This window comes from Adonisia turfae CCMR0081, from assembly GCF_011009555.1.
In the GTDB taxonomy this organism is placed as follows: domain Bacteria; phylum Cyanobacteriota; class Cyanobacteriia; order Phormidesmidales; family Phormidesmidaceae; genus Leptothoe; species Leptothoe turfae.
Genome location: NZ_QXHD01000004.1, coordinates 5,480,346 through 5,501,510, shown reverse-complemented (window position 1 = coordinate 5,501,510; position 21,165 = coordinate 5,480,346). Strand labels below are relative to the sequence as shown.

Below are 21,165 nucleotides of genomic sequence, written 5' to 3'. Positions count from 1 at the left end.
GGCAGTGTGTAAGAGAGTTGAGTGGTGAATAGTGAACGGGGTGTATGCACGTCGGTGGGAATCGCGATAAAAAGTAGGAATAAAAAGTAGCACCCTAGAATTAAATCCATAGAAGCCCCAACGTGAGCGAGGTAAAAGAACACGCAAGGGATAATGAAAATCTCTTGCCAGGGTTGACTTCAAGCAGATAGGTTACTAATGTCGCATCCAAAGTCACTTAATTCATGACCGCCACTGCTGCCACCACAACAATTACGCTACCTGAAATGGGCTGTGGCACCTGGGCTTGGGGCAATCGCTTGTTCTGGGGCTATAACGAGAGTATGGATGCTGACCTGCAGCAGGTATTCAACTGTTGCGTAGAAAATGGCGTCACACTATTTGATACAGGTGATTCCTATGGCACGGGTAAACTCAATGGCCAAAGTGAAAAACTGTTGGGGAAATTTAGCCAGGTCTATGAAGGCCCAAATAAAGAGAACATTTGTTTAGCCACCAAGCTAGCCGCTTATCCGTGGCGATTAACCCGAGGCATGATGGCCAACGCCGGGCGAGCTTCCAAAGAACGTATGGGTCGTCTGGATATTGCCCAGATGCACTGGCCCACTGCCAACTACTTTCCCTGGCAAGAAGGTCCCCTTTTAGATGGTCTGGCAGATCTATATGAGCAAGGTTTAGTCAAAGGCGTAGGACTGTCAAACTACGGTCCCAAACGTCTGCGCTGGGTGCATAAACGTTTTTCAGAACGGGGCATTCCAATCACCTCCTTACAGGTACAGTATTCGCTGTTATCGACCTATCCAGTGACCGAGTTAGGGTTAAAGGAACTCTGTGATGAACTGGGCATCCAGATGATTGCCTACAGCCCGCTTGGTTTGGGACTACTGACGGGTAAATATGGGGAAAATACGCCTAAACCAAAAGGTTTTCGGGGTATTTTGTTTCGGCAATTACTGCCAGGCATTCAACCGTTGCTGGACTGTTTGCGAGAAGTGGCTACAGAGCGGGACAAGACTATGGCCCAAACGTCTCTTAATTGGTGTATCTGCAAAGGCACAACGCCAATTCCGGGGGCTAAAACGTTAGACCAAGCAAAGCAGAATATTGGTGCCATGGGATGGAGATTGAGCCCTAGCGAAGTGGATGAGCTCGATCGTGCTGCGGCTACCTCCGACAAGCAAATGGTGCAAAATATTTTTCAGACTCAGTGACTTTACTAGGCTGGCAGGTTTGGGTGGACGGGTAAGTGGGAGTGAGTATTAAGTCGCAAATTCGTCCCTCTCAGACAGATTCCGCATATTTCGCCACGAGATCGGCCATGTTCATAGGGAACCTTATAGTTACGTAAATCTAAGGGACTGGATATGCCCAACTAGCAAGTCATAGTCGGTTATGTGTAAAGTCTTAACTGCTTAGCGTGCCTCCAATCTAAGCCCAGAAGCTGGCTTTCTAGCTAAGCAAATTTAGGTTTTTAAGTCTATGGCCTGGCATTCGCCAGGCTCATTATGTCCCCAGTTAAATCGAGATTACGCTGGATAGTCGAATGGCTATCCTTTTTTTTGCCCTACAGCCATCCTTGGTCTTGAATGCATCCCATTGACTGGCACCTGAATGTATACGTAGCAATCCCTTCCTGGCTGTAGCCACATTAGGTAGTATCTTTGTCCTCATCACAATCTCTTTCTTCCGAGGTGAGGGACTTAGAGAGCAGATCCCCACTCTTTAATCTTCTCCGCCAACGCCCTTGGCTCCACATCATGTGCAGAAATTGGTTCTCCTAAAAGATTTCCATCGGGCGTATCACTTCATGCGGAGATATCAAGCTCTGCAATGTGCTTCTACCATACCCAAAGAAAACTTGATGGATTACGCAAAGCATCTGAGATTAAGTCGTTTATCTTGCATGTCTGGATGGTCTAAGAATTTTTCCATACGCTAACCTATGGATACCGAACGGCTACGGTCCCATGAATACTCTGCAAATCAAGCCTTCCACCACCCCCCTCGCCATTCAACTGCCAGGGATGACCCACCAGGGTTTTGTTGAGTTTTGTCTGGCTAATCGACCCTATCAAGCCGTCGTCACCATGGAGAACCCTGCAATTGTTAGCGGAGCCCCTGAGCTACCTGCCTTAACATTGACCATGAAGCAGATTTGGTAGAACAAATCGCTTACCCATAACTGGCTAATGCCTTCAATAGTTTTCCATGCACCTCCGGCGATGCCCCCACCACCACGCCAGGCCACTGATAGTCCTTACAAGCACTTAGTTCAGGTAAGGCATTGCCCTGATGATCGGTCACCACATAGCCCATCTCCTTTGCCATCCAGCTCAGTGCACCCCCATCAATAAACTTACCTGCCGCTAAAATCGCCCCGGTCAGGTCGCCCGTGAGTAAACCATTCGTATTAGGAATCGCCACCTCTCGGGAATAGTCAGTCTTAACGCAAATCGCCTCAAACTGTCCCTGTAAAGAATCCGCAAGGTGCGTCAGCGCCCAACTCAGCAAAACCTGATCCTTCGGTATGCCTATTTTTAATGGCTGACAGCTATCAAGGTCATCGGCTAGCGTGCCGTAAAATGTGCCCTGCCCCCGTAGACTGTAGTAAAACCGATCAAGCGCTGGACTCAAGGCTATAACCGCTTCAAAACCATCAGCATTGAGAACAGTCAGAATAATCTGATAATTCGGATGACCATCCATATAGAACCGAGTGCCGTCGATGGGATCAAGGGTGACTAAATAGTCATCCTGAGGGCCTAGCTTAATTGAACGGAAATACTTGGTGTTATAGGTTTTCTCAAACTCTTCACCATAGAAACGAATCTCTGGAAACAGTGATAACAAGGTCACCTCAATAAAGGTTTGAATGGAAAGATCTGCATCGGTTAGGGCCGTTGCAAAAAAGTTCTCCGAGTCAAACTTATCGGGATGAACTGCTATGCTGGCCTGGATTTTTCGAGCATAGCCTGCGGCTATTTTCAGGCTAGGCAATAGGGCCTCTAAAATTTCGCGTGGTGTGGGCATGGGGAATTTTGATGAATAATTTGTCGGGGCGTTTTTATGGGCGTTGCCTACAGACCACTACCCACCGAGGCATCTAATGCAGCCGCTACTACATAGTGATTTTCATCTTTTTGCAATTGCATTAATAGCCGCTTGGCTCGGGGATGATCGCACCCCGTCAGGGCAGTCGCCGACCGCCAACGATCGCGCCAAATTGGACTATTGGCTAACGCAGTCAATGCTTCTAACGCTTCAGCTTGCAGAGGCGACATCAACACCTGCCGCAGAGACAAAATCGCTGTTTCTTTAACGGTTTGAGTCGGATCATCTAATGCATTGAGCGAGACCTCAAGCAACACATCAGGATGGTTGCTTTCTTGCAAAATTGATAATACAGTCTGCCGCAAAAGCCAGTTGTCATTGGCCTCAAATAGCTGCGCTAAAAGCGGTATGGATATATCCCCAAATTCATAGAGGGAATTAGCCACCTCCGCCAGCACATTAGCATCCGTTTCTGTAGTCATTAACTCCTGCAAACTAGCCAATGCAGCGTCATCTGGAGCATGATTACCAAACCCCATTACTGCCAAACGTCTTAACAAAAAAGAGCTTTCTTTTGATAAACGCCGCAATATAGGCATAGCAATATCAGGAGATTTATTGGCTAGCGTATTTAACGCAATGATACGTATATTCAGCGCAGAAGACCGTAAATTATCCTCTAACTTGTTCAGTTCATCAGGGGTCATAGACGTTTTTGTTTTTGATGGGGGTTTCCCCCTGGAGGCGTTAGCCTATATGAAGTCAGGTTCACTCTTATTCTCAATGATGATGGTATGGATGTTCAAATAGCGGTCTACCATAGCCTGCGATGGTTGTTACGTCCTTTTTTATTGAGGGGAGTTGCGATCGCAACCCACGGCATCAACCATATTCCTCAGCGTGGCGCGGCCATCATTGTCTGCAACCATCGCTCTGATACCGACGGCCTACTCATTACCTTCGCCCTACCCCGCTACATTGCCTGGATGGTGGCCGATTACATGACAAACATCCCCGTTACCAGCCAGGTGCTCTCTCTAACCGGCATGGTCCCCGTCAAAACCGAAGGCTACCCAACACCGTCATCCATTAAGCAAGCGCTACATCGTTTACGACAGGGAAAACTACTCGGCATTTTTCCAGAAGGCGAAGACTATATCTTTGCCAATGACTTTGATGCCCCACTGGCTCAGCTACAATCAGGCTTCGCCCATCTGGCCTATGTAGCCCAGGTGCCGGTCATACCGACGATGATTGTACCCACAGCCGAGAAATTAGAACCGATTACCATCCCACCCGTTATACGCCCCCATCTAGAAAAGCACTACGACCTCACCCATGTTCAGTCCATCGTCCGTTATCGAGCCGCCGATATCAGAATTGGCAAAGCCATATCCCTTAACCCAGTAGCCCGCCTCGATAAACACGAACAAGTAGGCTGGCTACAAATGCAAACTCGCCAAGCCATGTTAAACCTGCAGAACTAAGACAAATCTGGAAACGTCGCCTTCACAGCTGGATGCACTAGCTGGTGATTTACCACATTCAGACCTTCCGCCAGAGCCGCATCTTTTTCCAACGCATCCAACCCCATATTGGCCAGAGTTAACACGTAAGGGAGAGTACTATTATTCAATGCTTCCGTTGCCGTACGGGGAACAGCACCTGGCATATTAGGCACACCGTAATGCAACACTTCCGACTCCACATACACCGGCTCACTATGGGATGTGGGTCGTACTGTTTCAATACAGCCCCCCTGATCAACCGCTACATCTACAATCACTGCCCCTTCAGGCATCTGCTCCACCAGCGTACGCGACACGAGTGTGGGCGATCGTCGGCCAGGCACCAAAACTGCACCAATCAGTAAATCAGCCTGGGAGACAGCCATTTCAATATTGGCGGAGTTGCTATAGAGCAGCTGCACCCGCGAACCAAACAACTCTTCTAACTGATTGAGCCGATCTAGATTGATATCAATCAACGTCACTTGAGCCCCAAGACCCAAGGCCATTTTGGTGGCTTCAGTACCCACAACACCACCTCCCAGCACCACCACATGGCCTGGACGCACGCCTGGAATACCGCCTAGCAATACGCCACGCCCGCCCTGCTGCTTTTCTAAAAATCTGGCTCCAAACTGCACTGATAATCGCCCCGCAATAATGCTCATCGGGGTCAGTAATGGACGCTGATGATTTTTCTCGACGGTTTCATAGGCAATAGCTGTCGCACCACTGTGTATTAATGCTTCCGTCAGTTCGTGACTAGCAGCCAAATGTAAGTAGGTAAAGAGCAACTGTTCCTTTTGTAAATAGTCATATTCCTTGGGCAATGGTTCCTTTACCTTCACCACCATGGCCTGCTGCCAAGCCTCAGATGCTGTACCCAGGGTGGCTCCTGCCTGCTCGTAGTCAGTATTACTAAATCCCGCTCCTACTCCAGCATCAGCTTCGACGATAACTTGATGTTCATGTTCTGTGAGCACTCTGACACTGCCAGGACTCAAGCCGACTCGAAACTCCAGGTTTTTAACTTCTTTAGGCACTCCAATCTGCACAGGCACCTCCAAGCTGAAAGGGTTTGAATGCGCCCAATGCCAGAGTCATAGTCCTAGAATTGGCCGCTGATCTTAGCTTAGCTCTCCCACAAACAAGGTAGGGTCACCAATCAGACAGAACGATATTACCCAGGAAAATTCATTGACTAACTCTCCCTTTGATAGTGAGAATAAGTAGGTATGACGTAGCGCCTAACACCGTGACTGATATTAAGCCTTCCATGAGTCCTAAGCTGGAACGCCCCAAAAAAGGGTTTAACGAATATGCTGAGCAGCTCAATGGACGAGCTGCCATGGTGGGTTTCTTAATTTTGATTGCCATCGAGTATTTCACTGGCCAAAGCATCGTTTCGTTAATTGGCCTTAAATAACCCAATATCTTGGCTAAACCTCGGCATAGGCCGACACAATCTTAATGAGAGAAAAGCCACCAGCTAAGAACTAGCTAGTGGCTGCATTGAGGTGTGAGAAAAATAGACAAAACAGGCGTTAGAATCCACATTCAGCAAGGACAGTAACCTATTGGATTCGTTGTTAATTATTGGATGTGTCAATTTACTCACGGAGAGTGGGCTGAGAGTTCAGGTATCAATAGTTACAAAAAAAGGTGAATGGTAAAAACCATCCACCCCCTTGCTAGCCGGAGCAAGTTTGTCGGCTATGCCACGGCAGCTGTCCCAAGTCAGGTCAACTGCCGTGGTTCATCACAGGATTTACTTGTCACTTTCTTCTGAGAATTCAGCATCGATGACATCATCGTCACCACCACCGCTGGGAGCATCGCCGCCAGCAGCACCTGGGTCAGCTGCCGCAGCCGCTGCGTCAGCACCACCGTACATATTGCTGCTGAGTGCAAACAAGGCCTGCTGTAAGGACTCAGTGCCAGCCTTGATCTTAGCGGCATCATCAGATGCGATCGCATCCTTCAGGCCAGCAATCTCAGTTTCCACCTTGGACTTATCATCCTCAGAAATCTTATCGCCCAGTTCACCCATCTGCTTCTCAGCTTGGTAAACTAGAGAATCGGCCTGGTTCCTCACATCGATCTTCTCACGGCGCTCTTTATCAGCAGTGGAGTTTGCCTCTGCATCCCGCACCATCCGATCCACTTCGTCATCAGATAGGGTGGACGCACCAGTGATGCTAATGGACTGCTCCTTACCAGTGCCCTTATCCTTGGCAGTCACATTCAAGATACCGTTAGCGTCGATATCAAACGTCACCTCAATCTGAGGTACACCACGGGGAGCAGGAGGAATTCCGTCTAGACGGAACACACCCAGGTCCTTGTTATCATTGGCCATCTCACGCTCACCTTGGAGAACGTGGATTTCAACATTGGTCTGCCCATCTACCGCTGTGGAGAACACCTCAGACTTCTTGGTAGGAATTGTGGTGTTTCTGGGGATGAGTTTGGTCATAACGCCACCCAGAGTTTCCACACCCAAGGATAGGGGGGTAACATCCAGCAGCAGGATGTCCTTAACTTCACCAGCCAGTACACCCCCCTGAATCGCTGCACCAATCGAAACAACTTCGTCAGGGTTAACGCTCTGGTTAGGCTCTTTACCCAGAATCTTAGTAACCAGTTCCTGAACCGCAGGAATACGGGTGGAACCACCCACCAGTACGATTTCGTTGATGTCGCCCTTGGCTAGCTTGGCATCACGAATCGCGTTCTCTACGGGCACACCGCAGCGGTCAATCAGGTCAGAGGCTAGCTCCTCAAACTTCGCCCGAGTTAGGGTCAAGTCCAAATGCTTAGGGCCATCCTGAGTTGCAGTAATAAAGGGCAGGTTGATTTCTGCCTGGGTAACGCTGGAAAGCTCAATCTTGGCTTTCTCAGCCGCCTCAGTTAGACGCTGTAGAGCCTGCTTATCCTTACGCAGATCAATGCCCTCTTGAGACATAAACTGCTCAGCTAGGTGATCGACGATCTTTTTATCAAAGTCATCACCCCCTAGGTGGGTGTCACCAGAAGTAGACAGTACTTCGAAGACACCGTCACCTACTTCCAGAATGGACACGTCGAAGGTACCACCACCCAAGTCAAAGACAAGAATGGTTTCGTTGCTCTTCTTATCAAGACCGTAAGCCAGTGCAGCGGCTGTAGGCTCGTTAATAATTCGCAGTACCTCAAGACCCGCGATCCGCCCCGCGTCTTTGGTTGCCTGACGCTGGGAGTCGTTAAAGTAAGCCGGAACAGTAATTACCGCTTGGGTAACTTGGTCGCCAAGGTATTTACTAGCATCGTCCGCTAGTTTACGTAGTACCTGGGCAGAAATTTCTTCAGGTGCAAATTGCTTGTCAGCGTTAGTGCACTCAATCTTGACGTTGCCGTTTACGTTAAGAACGTTGTAGGGCACTTCTGAGGATTCGTTGCTAACCTCATCGTTGCGACGACCAATGAAACGCTTTACAGAGTAAAACGTATTCATGGGGTTCATAACGGCCTGGCGCTTAGCGATCTGACCCACCAAGCGATCGCCACTCTTGGCATAGGCCACCACAGAGGGCGTAGTACGAAAGCCTTCTGCGTTTGCGATGACAGTGGGCTTACCCCCTTCCATTACAGCAACCACAGAGTTTGTGGTTCCTAAGTCAATTCCAACTACTTTTCCCATATCAATTGCTCCGGCGAATCATATCTTCGGCATTGCTGATCCTCGGAAGGATTTAATTTGGGAAACCCTGACCGACAGAATTAACTTCGGATCGGCACATCCAGCTAATCAGCAATAGCACCGCTTTTAATGTGAACCTCAAAATTGGTTTCTTAAAAGCTCATTACTATAGTGCTAATCCAGAGCAATTCTCTGAAGGGGGGGTTACCGAACCTGGATTTCGGTTATGGGGCGGGTTGGCAGCCTAAAACTAGACAGATGTCAAAATCTGATCGTCTAATTCAAAGTCCACAGCCTGCTCTGACCGGCAGTAATCATTTTGATAGGAATCCTTAAGGCCATGGACCAGGCTATATTTTGGCGTCCAACCTAGATCGCTTTGAGCTTTACCAATGGACGTAAAGAAATGCTGAACTCTCATGGGAAATGCTTTGCGCTTACCAAAGTCAAACTGATTTGGCTCGTAGTGGCGAATATCTGGCACAGGTTTACCCATGGCCTCAGCACAGGCATGGGCAAGACCATCAAAGGTAACGTAGCGCTCACCTGAGATATTGTAGACCTGCCCAATCGCTTTGGGATTACCGAGCACAGAAACCATGGCTTGGGCTAAGTCTTCACAATGTCCTAGCTGAGTAATGGCTTTGCCATTGCCGGGAATGGGCAGTGGTCTATCATGACTAATGCGGTCAAAGAACCATTTTTCTAGAGGATTATAGTTCTGAGGACCATAGATGTAGACAGGGCGAATAGCGGTAAAGGGGACTCCCTGCTCGATTAAATAGTCTTCGGTGTGGTGTTTACCTTTGTGCCGACTGTTAGGGTCCACAGGGTCGCCTTCGACATGGGGCATCTGCTCGCTTTTGAGATACACACCGGCTGAGCTGACATAGATAAACTGCTGTACTGTGCCACCAAATAACTCGACTAGGGGCTGGGTATCGCCAAGCTCACGACCATTGTTGTCGTAAATGGCATCAAAAGTTTTGCCAGCGAGGGCGGCTTTGAGATCTTCGGGGGATTTGCGATCGCACCTCACCACCTCCACACCATCAGGTGCAGGACGATTTCCGCGATTCAGCAACGTCACCCTATGACCTGCCGCCAATAGCAATCGGGTCAGATACACCCCAATAAATCGCGTCCCACCCATCACCAAAATCCGCATAGTCAACCCCAAAAAACAAACGGCGAACATCTCTTACACATCAAATCTTATGGAAGATTGCTGCAGTAAAAACGTGAGCCCAAGAAAACGAGACAAATCCAAAAGAATAGCCAAAACCTACAAAATATGACTTTTGTCAATCATTATCTTTTTGCTTTATTTGAAGTATAAGAATTAGTAACACTCTCACTTTATGTAACGAATTCGTTACATAAAGTGAGAGTCAATATGTCATTTTGTATCGCATCTATGGCTGTATCCCTAGTCAGCAGGGATTTTCTGATACAAACACAATAGGTTTAAAAACCTATTCAGATGTTATGGAATGTTTCTCAATACAGTAATCAATGCACTTTTGTAAAGCGTGTTTCAAACGTTTTTGTGATTACTGGGTCAATTTCGATTTCCTAATCAGTCCAACCGGTAGCAATGCCCTAGGTTTTCCTGGGTTTCAAATGCTAGGCGGCAGTCATCACCCCCCATTGCAAGCGAGCACACACAGAGGAAGGAGTAAACTGCATGTTCACCAACGTCAAGCCCACTGTGAGACATATCTCACCCGAGAACCTTGGCGAACGGTCCTTGATGAAAGTGGTCTACGTCGTCTTAGAGCCACAGTATCAAAGCGCTCTGTCAGCAGCTGTTAAATCCATCAACGCTAATAATCCCCACATAGCAGTAGAAGTTAGCGGTTATCTAATTGAGGAACTTCGCGATAGTAACAATTACGAAGCATTTAAGAAGGATGTTTCTGAAGCCAACGTCTTTGTTGCTTCCCTAATCTTTATTGAGGAACTGGCCGAGAAAGTTGCCGCTGCTGTTAAGCCTCACCGTGACAATCTTGACGTGGCCGTGGTTTTCCCATCCATGCCCCAGGTGATGCGCCTCAACAAAATGGGCAGCTTCTCCATGGCTCAGTTGGGTCAGTCCAAGAGTGCCATTGGCGAATTCATGAAAAAGCGTCGCCAAAAGCAGGGTGGCAGCTTTGAAGATGCCATGCTCAAGCTTTTGCGCACTCTGCCCAAGGTGCTCAAGTATCTCCCCGTAGACAAAGCTCAAGATGCCCGTAACTTCATGCTCAGCTTCCAGTACTGGCTGGGCGGTTCTCCTGAGAACCTGGAGAACTTCATGCTCATGTTGGCCGATCGCTACATGTTCGGCGATAAGCAAATCGAAGGTGCTCCTCAAAATATGGAGTACAACGAGCCTGTCACTTATCCCGATACTGGCATCTGGCACCCCCTTGCTCCTTGCATGTATGAAGATGTCAAGGAATACCTTAACTGGTATAGCTTCCGCCAGGATTTACCTGCGTCCCATAAACGGGACCAAGCTCCCTGCGTTGGTATTGTTCTACAGCGCACCCACCTAGTTACCGGTGATGAAGCACACTATGTATCCATGGTGCAGGAGCTGGAGTACCTAGGCGCTCGAGTGATCCCCGTCTTTGCTGGCGGACTGGACTTCTCTAAACCTGTGGAGCAGTTCTTCTACGAGCCTGTTACTCAAGAGCCCCTGGTTGATTCCGTTATTTCTCTAACTGGTTTTGCCCTGGTAGGTGGTCCTGCTCGTCAAGATCATCCCAAGGCGATTGAGTCACTCCAGAAGCTGAATCGCCCCTATATGGTGGCTCTTCCCCTAGTCTTTCAAACCACTGAAGAGTGGGAAGGTAGCGATCTAGGTCTACACCCCATTCAGGTAGCTCTACAGATGGCGATTCCTGAGTTAGATGGTGCCATTGATCCGATTGTGGTTTCTGGCCGTGATGGCATGACCGGTCGTGCTATTACTCTGCAAGATCGGGTAGAAATTATTTCCCAGCGTGCTCTGAAATGGGCCAACCTACGTCGTGTCAAACGTGCCAATAAAAAGCTAGCCATTACCGTCTTTAGTTTCCCCCCCGACAAGGGTAACGTCGGTACTGCTGCCTATCTAAACGTCTTTGGCTCCATCTATGAAGCCATGGTCGAAATGAAAGAGCAGGGCTACACCATCGAAGGCATGCCTGAGTCGGCAGAAGCTTTGATGCTGGAAGTTATCAATGATGCCCAGGCTCAATACAATAGCCCTGAACTCAATGTTGCTTACCGCATGTCAGTGGCTGAGTACGAAAAACTGACTCCTTACTCAGAGCGCTTAGAAGAGAACTGGGGACCACCGCCAGGCACCCTCAATACTGACGGCCAGAATCTGTTGGTATACGGTAAGACCTTCGGAAACTTGTTTATCGGTGTACAACCCACCTTTGGTTACGAAGGTGACCCCATGCGGTTGCTGTTCTCACGGTCCGCTAGCCCCCACCATGGCTTTGCCGCTTACTACACCTTTATCGAAAAGATTTGGAAGGCAGATGCAGTTCTGCATTTTGGTACCCATGGCTCCCTGGAGTTTATGCCTGGCAAGCAAATGGGTATGTCAGGGCAGTGCTACCCCGACAACCTCATCGGCAGTACTCCAAACCTCTACTACTACGCTGCCAACAATCCCTCTGAGGCCACCATTGCTAAGCGGCGTGGCTATGCAGAAACCATCAGCTACCTGACACCGCCTGCTGAGAATGCAGGTTTGTACAAGGGACTGAAGGAGCTAAGCGAGCTGATTGGTTCGTACCAGGGGCTTAAAGAAGGCGGTCGAGCGATTTCTATTGTCAATGCCATCATTGAGAAGGCACGCCAAGTCAATTTAGATCGCGATGTTGTCCTTCCTGATGTAGAAGACGCTAGCCAAATTAGTAAAGACAACCGCGACACCCTGGTGGGCAAGATTTACATCAAGCTGATGGAAATCGAATCTCGACTGCTACCTTGTGGTCTTCATGTCATCGGAAAGCCCCCTACAGCAGAGGAAGCCGTAGCCACCCTGGTAAATATTGCAGGTCTCGACCGTGAGGAGGAAGGGTTCAAGAGTCTTCAGCGCATCATTGCGGAGAGTCTTGAGCGAGATATCGATGAAATCTACAACAACAGCGATCTGGGCGTCTTAGATGATGTACAGCTACTGTACGAAATCAATGAAGCGACCCGTGCCGCTGTTGGTGCCATTGTTAATGAACAATTGGACGCTGAGGGTCGAGTATCCCTGAAGACCATGCTGAAGTTCTTTAACTTTGGCAAGCGCCAAGATCCTTGGGTGGAAGCGCTTCACAATCTTGGCTACAAAAATGTAGACGAGGAAGCTCTTAAGCCTTTGTTTGAGTATCTACAGTTCTGTCTGAAGCAGGTTGTTGCCGATAACGAGCTGTCTTCTTTACTCAGAGCATTAGATGGAGATTACATCCTACCTGGACCTGGTGGTGACCCCATTCGTAACCCAGATGTATTGCCTACCGGCAAAAACATCCACGCCCTGGACCCTCAGTCCATTCCTACCACCGCAGCTGTTCAGTCTGCCAAGGTGGTGGTTGATCGCCTCCTAGAGCGTCAGCGCCAGGACAATGGCGGTCAGTATCCTGAGACAATTGCTTCTGTTCTTTGGGGAACTGACAACATTAAGACCTACGGTGAGTCCCTAGCTCAGATGCTTTGGTTCGTTGGGGTTAAGCCAGTACCTGATGCCCTAGGCCGCGTGAATAAGCTGGAGATTGTTCCTCTAGAAGAGCTCGGTCGTCCCCGGATTGACGTGGTGATTAACTGTTCTGGCGTATTCCGCGACTTGTTCGTCAACCAGATGGCTCTGCTAGATCGGGCTGTGAAAATGGCTGCTGAAGCCGATGAGCCTCTGGAAATGAACTTCGTTCGCAAGCATGCTTTGAAGCAGGCTGAGGAAATGGGGCTATCAGTACGAGAAGCAGCGACTCGCATCTTCTCAAATGCTTCTGGTTCCTATGCTGCTAACGTTAACCTGGCGGTTGAGAACAGTAGCTGGGAGGAGGAGTCTGAGCTTCAGGAAATGTACCTCAAGCGTAAGTCCTTTGCTTTTAACTCAGACAATCCGGGTGTGATGGACCAGTCCCGTGATTTGTTTGAGGCGTCCCTAAAAACAGCTGATGTTACTTTCCAGAATCTAGATTCTTCGGAAATTTCTCTAACTGACGTTTCCCACTACTTTGATTCTGACCCCACTAAGGTGATTGGTCAGCTACGGGGTGACGGGACAAAGCCTGCTTCCTTTGTGGCAGATACGACTACAGCAAATGCTCAAGTCAGAACCCTTTCGGAAACTGTTCGTTTAGACTCTCGGACTAAACTGCTAAATCCGAAGTGGTACGAGGGCATGCTAGCCAACGGCTACGAAGGTGTGCGTGAGTTATCTAACCGCTTGGTGAACACCATGGGATGGTCAGCGACTGCTGATGCTGTGGATAACTGGGTTTATGAAGATGCCAACACCACATTTATCCAGGATGAGGAGATGTGTAAGCGACTCATGGATTTGAATCCCAACTCATTCCGTCGCATGGTAACAACACTGTTGGAAGTCAATGGTCGAGGCTATTGGGAAACTAGCGACAACAACATCGAACGTTTACAGGAGCTCTATGAAGAAGTAGAGAACCGTATTGAGGGTGTTGAGTAAACGATTAATGCATTTCTGAGCAAGGCATTATTATCAGCCCAACACAACCTTAATTATTAATTAATCTATAAAAAGCCCCTTTAGACTCTTTAGGTCTACGGGGGCTTTTTATAAAGGTGTTATACAAAATCCTGACTGATAACGCCCGGTACCGAGGGACATCCACAAGGGAGTACCCCTACAGGATTGTCCATTTTTAATCGGGCTTAATGAATTCGGATTGGGTAGTAGATTCTTTAGGAAAGGTCTAAATTCACATCTGTAAACAACTCTGTGATGTGACACTTTCATTTACGTAACATGACCAGTCGCAGAGCTGGGGAGACCCCCATAAGCTAAGTAGCCATGATGTGTGAGGGTAACTATCATGAGACAGCGTTTATGGCATGCTCTAGTTATCACGTTTGGCCTTTATTTACTTTTTGTTTGCCAATCTTTGGACGATATACCGTCCTTAAAGAGAACGAAACTTAACAATAACTTTCACGAAATGCTATCGCAGCTTCTTCTTTAAAGAAGGCATTTGAGCTACGGCAATTCACAAAACTTTCTGACTCGGTCAAATTCTGGGTCTTGCCAAGAATAGGCAAAATGGCTCACTGAATTAATATTTGGGGTTGCTTGCTGAAGCGCTGACATCTGAGCTTCTAAGGAGGGTCTGTTATTAATTGATTTACCCCATACGCCCGCCAATGCAGGACGCACATTATTAGCACTGTTCTGCCGTAGTACCATTTGCACCTCTTGCACAATGCAGCGGGTGTTACCGCAGATACTGTAGGCCATTGGATGCCAGCTCATGGATGTGGGAAAACGATTCCAGTGTTGCAAGCGGGAGTCATACCCTTGAGTGCCTACAGGCTGATTGGCTGTGGGGAAAAAGACCACACCTGTTGGAATATTTTGTTGTCTTACGGGTTGGCTAACTGTGGTGAGAAAGTCAATGACTCCCTGCACAGCATGGGCAACACTTAAACGCCACAGCTCTAACTGTAGGGCAGGGCGACGGACTGAAGCTGGCACATCGCTCGTGCTGTTGGCTTGTCGTCGGCTTTGCCACAGCGGTTCAGCTTCATTGGGAAATTGCCTATCAACTCGTTCTAAATCGCCCTCTGTTAAGTATCCTCGGGTGAGAAACTGTCGAATCAGTTCTCTACCTTTATTATTTACGGCTCTCTGAAGTAGGGAATTTTGGGCCGCAGTGCCATAAATCCAGAGATCACTAACTTGACCTGCAACAGAGTAACTGCCAAGGCCTCGGGGATATCGAATGTAGTCAAAAAGTACGCCATCTGGCCTGCGTTGCAATATTTCCTGCAACATGCGCAAATAGTCGTTCTGGGCTTGGTAGTTATAGGGGTCGATAAAGATTTCTTCTGGATTATTACTACCGCCGCGACTGGCAAATGCTGAGGTCGTTTCACCGTTACCATTACGGGCCAGTACCTGCTGACGATCTCGACGTTGGCCATAGGAATAACCAAAATTCATGGTGAACATCCAGGCATGTACTTTGAGACCTCGCTTACGACCTGCTGCGATCGCATCTGCTAACAAATCACGGTTTTCATAGCCGCGCTGTTGCACAACACTGGGCCAGGCAGTACGATTATCCCGCTTAGGAAGCAGCACCTGACCGTTGTAAAACACCTCGACATAGATCTCGGTATAGCCCAAATTAATGACTCGATCCATTAGAGCATCCAGCACTCCGGGTCTTAAATCACAGGGGTATAAACGAATCCAGGTCGCCTGCTGGCGAGGCCATTGACGCTGCCGACAGGTTTGCAACATATCTGAATGACGTTTGAGCAGATCGCGATACTGTGCGATCGCAACGGCATCTCCATTGGCCGCTTGTTGTCTCACAGCTTCCTTAGCATCAACCTCAGCTTGAGATAGCTGACAATATTGGTTGAGGTCACCAGCTTGCGCGAAGCCAGGCATCGGGCGATGCACCATAACTCCCCCCAGCAAGACCAACAAACCGCACCACAAACGTTGGCTCTTGCTCAAATGCCTAAGACATACCATAGCTATGAACAATTACGATGAACAACTAAAAAGAGCTACTGCAAAAATCTACTGAGTTGTGTCATCAGCTCCTTGAGCTGCTGCGAAATAGACATTCAACCATTAAAAACTGAGGGATTATATCACTCTTTGGTAAATGTTGATTTTATATATGTTTATGTTTCTCTGTAGTTAATCTTCAGATGCCTCTAATGTGGATTCATCCTCTAACGTTGCGAGTAATTGCGTGAGTTTTATTCGTTGAATATAGGGCCACCCACCATTGAGCTCAATATCTCGCAGTAGATGATACAAATGTTGTCGATTAGTTGGCAATGAGTCTTGAAAGAGCGTTTCACGGATATCACGATGCAGCTCTTCCAATTGTCTTAAAATCCCTAAGAGAGCCGCACAATCTTTTTCCCTCTTTTGAGCTGCTAATTTGACAGCTAGTCGAATTTCATCAATATCAGCAGCTTGCGCTTTAGAGTTATCAGAAGAGTACAATTCCATCTAGATACAATGCCTTTCGTTGATATCACCGAAACCGGAAGGTGCAGATAGTGTAGCCCAAATTCTTCCAGTCATCTGGTCCATCACCAGCCTTCCAATGTTAACCAATGCACCAGATTTAGCAATTTTCAGAACTCACCGGGGACTCGTCCGTGTAAAATACTTTCGGAAAGGTTAGTTGGCTATTCTGAGGGCGACTTCGGTAAGCCTTGATGAATGGTTTTCTATTTAAAAGGAAGACTTCAGGCATAGGCAACGTCATAAAACCTTAGTCGGTTCTATAACCACTGACAAATTTTCTTACATAAATCTTTTTTGTTTGAGGTTTACCATGAGGTATCGTGCCCTAATCGTTGCATTTCTAGCACTCTGCATGGGTGTACTAACAGCATGTAGCGATGCTCCTAGTGCTGACAGCAACACTCCCCTAACTTACGATCAGATCAGAAATACAGGTTTAGCCAACAGCTGTCCTCAAATTTCTAGCGTTCGTCGCGGGGAGATTGCTATTGACAGTGGCAAGTCTTATCAGATTGCGGGTCTATGCTTAGAGCCGACTAGTTATTTTGTGAAGGAAGAGCCTGCTAACAAGCGTCGGGAAGCTGAGTTTATTTCTGGTAAGTCTTTGACTCGTTACACCTCTAGTTTGGACCAGGTGCGTGGTTCTTTAGAACTTAATCCTGACGGCAGTCTGCTTTTCACTGAGATAGACGGCATAGATTTTCAGGCTGTGACTGTTCTACTTCCAGGTGGTGAGGAAGTGCCTTTTCTATTCACTATTAAGGGTCTAGTGGCACAATCACAGGCTGGACTAAACGCCATTACGTCATCCACTGACTTTATTGGTGACTACCGTGTCCCTTCCTACCGCACATCTAACTTCTTAGATCCAAAAGGTCGTGGTTTGACCACAGGTTACGACACAGCAGTAGCCTTGCCAGCTGGTGGTGATACAGAAGAACTGATCAAAGAGAATATGAAAGCCTTCAAAGTTGGGCAAGGCACCATGTCTCTACAAGTTGAGAAAGTTGATAGTGTGACTGGCGAAATTGCTGGTACGTTCGAATGTGAGCAACCTTCTGACACTGACATGGGAACTGCAGAGCCGTCAGACGTTCGCGTACAAGGCTTGTTCTATGGTCGTGTAGAAGCTACTTGACGCTTAATAGCTAAGAACCCAGTGGGGGTGGCTCTACTCCAGTAGGCATTTTCACTAAGGTAATTTTGAAGAGGGAAGGTAGTTCTCCGGAACTATCTTCTCTTTTTTGCTTTAAGGACAGACACAATACATGAAGGCCTCGTAAAGATTACGGCTTTGACGTTAAACATACGCATGTCCGTCACCCTAAATTTCCGTGTATACGTCCTTGTTTGAGCAGGCTGCCAGAAATTAGGCTGGCTTTGACAGTTTGAAGCTGTGATTTGAATCACTGTGATCTTGAACCTTGATCTTCACTATGAAGTCACCACATTGAACCCATGGTTTAAGTTCTAGTTTTTCAATTAAGTTTCTGTCTTTCGTAGCTCAATATTGCATCTATCCCAGTGGGCATAGAGTTGAGCATGTACATGTCAAAGGGGTTTCCCATGTCGTCCAAACTCAACAAAGCACTCAAAAGCGAGACTTTAGAGCTGCTGAATGATTATCAAAAGAATGATTCACCTGAGCTGCGTAACAAGTTGGTCAAAATGAATCTTGGTCTGGTGCGTCGCGAAGCCCACCATTGGCTTTACCACTCCAACGAAACCTTTGATGACCTGATGCAGGTCGGCAGCTTGGGACTAATTAGGGCCATTGAGCGTTTTGACATGTCTAAAGGCTATGCCTTCAGCTCTTTCGCTATTCCCTACATTCGTGGCGAAATTCAGCACTATTTACGAGATCGCAGCGCCATCGTTCGCATCCCAAGACGTTGGCAGTCATTACAACATCAATCAGCTCGAGTTATTCGACAACTCCAAGAAAAGCTAGACCGTAAGCCCACGGATCAGGAAATCGCCGATCACCTGAAAATCAGTGTTCAGGAATGGCAAGACGTTAAATTAGCCAGTCGGAATCGTTCACTGCTAAGTCTAGACGCCCCTATTCAAGATGAAGGCAGTGGCTCTGCTTCACTCAGTGATTTATTACCCGATCCAAAGTACCGCAGCTTTCAGCTGGCTCAAGAAGATCGTATTCGCCTCCAACAGGGACTGGCTCAGCTAGAGCGTAGAACTCAAGAAGTCTTAGAATTTGTATTTCTACACGACCTGACTCAAAAGGAAACAGCCGAACGCCTAGGTATTAGTGCTGTTACGGTTTCACGTCGAGTTAAAAGCGGACTTAAGCGACTGCGCGATTTAATGGCTCCCGCCGAAGGTGAGGAAAAAGATTTCGCCTAAGCTCTATGCATTCAGCATATCTTGCTTTATACTTTGCGAACACAAGTCCTTGGAGGATTGAAAAGATGCATCGTCTGCTCTTGGTATTGCTAATAACAACTGGGGCAATTTCCCTGAGCGGTTGTGGATTCTTTAATCGCAACAGCGATGATGTTGCTGAGGATCCAGCTACCCCAACGGAACAAACAACTCAACCAGTAGAAACGTCAGAAGGTGAGCTTCCTGATATTCCAGGGGGAGAGGATTCCGGTAATGTAGTTGCGGTCTCAGAAAATTCTCCCACCATCGTTGCTCGTGACCTGATTCAGTCTACTGATCCAAACGAACGAGCAATTGGAGTGGAACGCACTCGTAATGATCCCTTCGCAGAACTAACAATTCCCCTCATCCCTCCTGAGCCGATTTTGCCTGAAGACGATGGTACGACGGCGACTAATGCTGGGACTGAGACTGGTCGCACAGTTGCAGCAGGACCTGGAACAGTAGGGCCTGGCAGTAATAACCCTCAGCAGCGCCCAGACCTCGCGGAACAACGCCGAGTTGAATCAGGTCGTGCTGAGATAGCGGCATTGCCCGAAATTCCACAGCCAACGACAGCTAGAGCTGTTCGAGTATCAGGGGTTATCCAAATCGGAGGGTCTCCTTACGCCATTGTTAAAGCTCCTAATGAAATTGAGCGCTATGTCAGACAAGGCGAAAGAATTGCTGGAGGCAGTGTTGTTGTCAAACGCATTGATACAGGTTCAGCTGAACCCCGTGTAATCCTGGTGGAAAACGGCATCGAAGTAGAGCGTTTCGTGACATCAACTGAAGAAGCCCCTGTGGAAGAAGAACCTGCCGCAGAAACAGTGTCAACAATCGGTGCTTTGCCAACTCTACCGAGTCCTGCTGGCATCTAGTTCATTCCAAATCATTCAAGGCTACATCTAATTTTCTTATTTTTAAAACCCTCTAGCTGTAAAGGTTAGGGGTTTTTCTGTATCCGCTCTGATTTCGTTGTGTAGGGTGTAGTTTATTTTTTATTCGGCTTTTTCTAAAGAATTATTTCTAAAATCTTCGATATGCAACAATTCTTAAATGGCAAGACTGTGAGTTCGGTTCAGAGGAGTAGTACCCTGGTGAACAGGTAGCTTGCTGCTCGCATTCATTACTCGTCTTTGAACAAGAGAGGACTATTCATGGTTAAGCGTGGATCTAAAGTACGTATCCTGCGTAAGGAGTCTTATTGGTTTCAAGATATTGGTACGGTTGCTTCCGTTGATAAAAGTGGCATCAAGTATCCAGTTGTTGTTCGTTTTGACAAAATTAACTATGCCGGAGTTAATACCAACAACTTTGGCGAATTTGAGCTGAAGGAAGTTAAGTAGCTCAAGCAACTGTAGATGGCTTGGTAAAATTAGCAGAGTTATTTGTCTAGTTATCCTTGCCAGAACTTCCTGAGGTAGAAACTGTCCGACGAGGGCTCAGTCGAGTTACTCTATATCAACCTATTCGGGGTGGCGATGTGCTGTTAGACCGCAGCATTGCTCACCCCGTTTCTATTGAAGAGTTTCTACCATCTGTCCTGGGGGCTGAAATTACGGCATGGCAACGTCGCGGCAAGTATTTATTGGCAGTTTTAACTCGCCAGCAACAACCGGCTGGTTGGTTAGGATGTCATTTACGCATGACGGGCCAACTTCTATGGGTAGAACAATCAATGCCGGTGTCTTCCCACTGCCGTGTTCGCCTCTTTTTTGAGAATGAACGAGAACTGCGTTACGTTGACCAACGCACCTTTGGTCGTCTTTGGTGGATACCTCCCAACATACAGCCCGATCAAATCATGACAGGGTTGCAACGGTTAGGCCCAGAACCTTTTGCCGATGAGTTTTCTGTAGGCTATATGCAAGCCTGGTTTGGACGTAGACAGAAACCTGTTAAAAATGCATTGCTTGACCAGGCCATGGTGGCAGGCATCGGTAATATCTATGCGGATGAGGCGTTGTTTTTAAGTGGCATTCGCCCCAAGGTGAGATGCGATCGCATTTCCCCCACTCGCCTCAAACGCCTACACACATCCATTCGTAAAGTTCTTATCGATAGCATTGAAGCCGGTGGCACCACCTTTAGTGACTTTCGCGATATCCACGGCATCAATGGCAACTACGGCGGTGTCGCCTGGGTATACGACCGCGAAAACGAACCCTGTCGTGTCTGCGCAACGCCCATCACACGCATCAAACTCGCAGGACGCTCTGCCCACTACTGCCCCAACTGCCAAAAATAGAGTTCTATTTATTTTCTCCACCGCCTATTGCCCATTCCCCACAGCCCCCACAGGAGCGATAATATAT

Annotated in this window: 17 protein-coding genes; 10 read left to right on the top strand and 7 right to left on the bottom strand. The window is 47.8% G+C overall.

Going from position 1 to position 21,165, the window contains the following annotated elements; genetic code table 11:
• Window positions 1-224: 224 nt before the first annotated feature.
• Entirely contained in the window at window positions 225-1,211 is a 987-nt protein-coding gene (locus DXZ20_RS27380; protein ID WP_163702253.1) for an aldo/keto reductase, read from the top strand.
• A 756-nt stretch (window positions 1,212-1,967) separates the two neighbouring features.
• Window positions 1,968-2,162 (top strand): hypothetical protein, encoded by a 195-nt coding sequence (locus tag DXZ20_RS27375; RefSeq protein WP_163702251.1) that lies wholly within the window; start codon window positions 1,968-1,970, stop codon window positions 2,160-2,162.
• A gap of 10 nt (window positions 2,163-2,172) precedes the next feature.
• Here DXZ20_RS27375 and DXZ20_RS27370 read toward each other — a convergent pair whose 3' ends face one another.
• Both DXZ20_RS27370 and DXZ20_RS27365 read right to left on the bottom strand, forming a co-directional pair.
• A complete protein-coding gene (locus tag DXZ20_RS27370) occupies window positions 2,173-3,030 on the bottom strand; it encodes an inositol monophosphatase family protein (RefSeq protein WP_163702249.1) in 858 nt (285 codons plus the stop codon).
• Between the two features lie 47 nt (window positions 3,031-3,077).
• Window positions 3,078-3,758, bottom strand: coding sequence for a HEAT repeat domain-containing protein (locus DXZ20_RS27365; protein WP_163702247.1), 681 nt, complete (start codon window positions 3,756-3,758; stop codon window positions 3,078-3,080).
• Window positions 3,759-3,845: 87 nt separating this feature from the next.
• On the opposite strand from DXZ20_RS27365, the gene DXZ20_RS27360 reads away from it, so the two are divergent.
• Entirely contained in the window at window positions 3,846-4,538 is a 693-nt protein-coding gene (locus DXZ20_RS27360) for a lysophospholipid acyltransferase family protein (protein WP_163660474.1), read from the top strand.
• Here DXZ20_RS27360 and ald read toward each other — a convergent pair.
• Window positions 4,535-5,614 (bottom strand): alanine dehydrogenase, encoded by a 1,080-nt coding sequence (gene ald / locus DXZ20_RS27355; RefSeq protein WP_163660476.1) that lies wholly within the window; start codon window positions 5,612-5,614, stop codon window positions 4,535-4,537. The two genes, DXZ20_RS27360 and ald, sit on opposite strands and share 4 nt — an antisense overlap.
• Before the next feature lie 200 nt (window positions 5,615-5,814).
• Here ald and DXZ20_RS27350 point away from each other — a divergent pair, with 200 nt between their 5' ends.
• Window positions 5,815-5,985 (top strand): hypothetical protein, encoded by a 171-nt coding sequence (locus tag DXZ20_RS27350; RefSeq protein ID WP_250566268.1) that lies wholly within the window; start codon window positions 5,815-5,817, stop codon window positions 5,983-5,985.
• A gap of 342 nt (window positions 5,986-6,327) precedes the next feature.
• Here DXZ20_RS27350 and dnaK read toward each other — a convergent pair whose 3' ends face one another.
• Together dnaK and DXZ20_RS27340 are read right to left on the bottom strand one after the other, a co-directional pair.
• Window positions 6,328-8,238 carry a molecular chaperone DnaK gene (gene dnaK / locus DXZ20_RS27345; protein ID WP_163660478.1) on the bottom strand — a complete coding sequence of 637 codons (1,911 nt, stop codon included), beginning with the start codon at window positions 8,236-8,238 and terminating at the stop codon, window positions 6,328-6,330.
• Between the two features lie 250 nt (window positions 8,239-8,488).
• Complete coding sequence (locus tag DXZ20_RS27340; RefSeq protein ID WP_163660480.1) at window positions 8,489-9,406, bottom strand: NAD-dependent epimerase/dehydratase family protein; 918 nt, start codon at window positions 9,404-9,406, stop codon at window positions 8,489-8,491.
• Between the two features lie 519 nt (window positions 9,407-9,925).
• Here DXZ20_RS27340 and DXZ20_RS27335 point away from each other — a divergent pair.
• Complete coding sequence (locus DXZ20_RS27335; protein ID WP_163702245.1) at window positions 9,926-13,921, top strand: magnesium chelatase subunit H; 3,996 nt, start codon at window positions 9,926-9,928, stop codon at window positions 13,919-13,921.
• Window positions 13,922-14,449: 528 nt separating this feature from the next.
• Here the strand turns inward: DXZ20_RS27335 and DXZ20_RS27330 are convergent.
• Entirely contained in the window at window positions 14,450-15,868 is a 1,419-nt protein-coding gene (locus tag DXZ20_RS27330) for a family 10 glycosylhydrolase (RefSeq protein WP_163703633.1), read from the bottom strand.
• A gap of 258 nt (window positions 15,869-16,126) precedes the next feature.
• A complete protein-coding gene (locus DXZ20_RS27325; protein WP_163702243.1) occupies window positions 16,127-16,447 on the bottom strand; it encodes a hypothetical protein in 321 nt (106 codons plus the stop codon).
• A gap of 331 nt (window positions 16,448-16,778) precedes the next feature.
• Here DXZ20_RS27325 and DXZ20_RS27320 point away from each other — a divergent pair, with 331 nt between their 5' ends.
• From DXZ20_RS27320 to DXZ20_RS27300, 5 genes are all read left to right on the top strand, one after another.
• Window positions 16,779-17,606, top strand: coding sequence for a photosystem II manganese-stabilizing polypeptide (locus DXZ20_RS27320; RefSeq protein WP_163660488.1), 828 nt, complete (start codon window positions 16,779-16,781; stop codon window positions 17,604-17,606).
• A 428-nt stretch (window positions 17,607-18,034) separates the two neighbouring features.
• Entirely contained in the window at window positions 18,035-18,829 is a 795-nt protein-coding gene (locus DXZ20_RS27315; RefSeq protein ID WP_006518064.1) for an RNA polymerase sigma factor SigF, read from the top strand.
• Between the two features lie 65 nt (window positions 18,830-18,894).
• Window positions 18,895-19,728, top strand: coding sequence for a hypothetical protein (locus DXZ20_RS27310; protein WP_163660490.1), 834 nt, complete (start codon window positions 18,895-18,897; stop codon window positions 19,726-19,728).
• A gap of 279 nt (window positions 19,729-20,007) precedes the next feature.
• Window positions 20,008-20,196: a photosystem I reaction center subunit IV gene (locus DXZ20_RS27305; protein WP_006518066.1), complete on the top strand. Its 189-nt coding sequence runs from the start codon at window positions 20,008-20,010 to the stop codon at window positions 20,194-20,196.
• Between the two features lie 56 nt (window positions 20,197-20,252).
• Window positions 20,253-21,098, top strand: a complete 846-nt coding sequence (locus DXZ20_RS27300; protein ID WP_163702241.1) for a DNA-formamidopyrimidine glycosylase — start codon at window positions 20,253-20,255, stop codon at window positions 21,096-21,098.
• The last annotated feature ends 67 nt before the right edge of the window (window positions 21,099-21,165 follow it).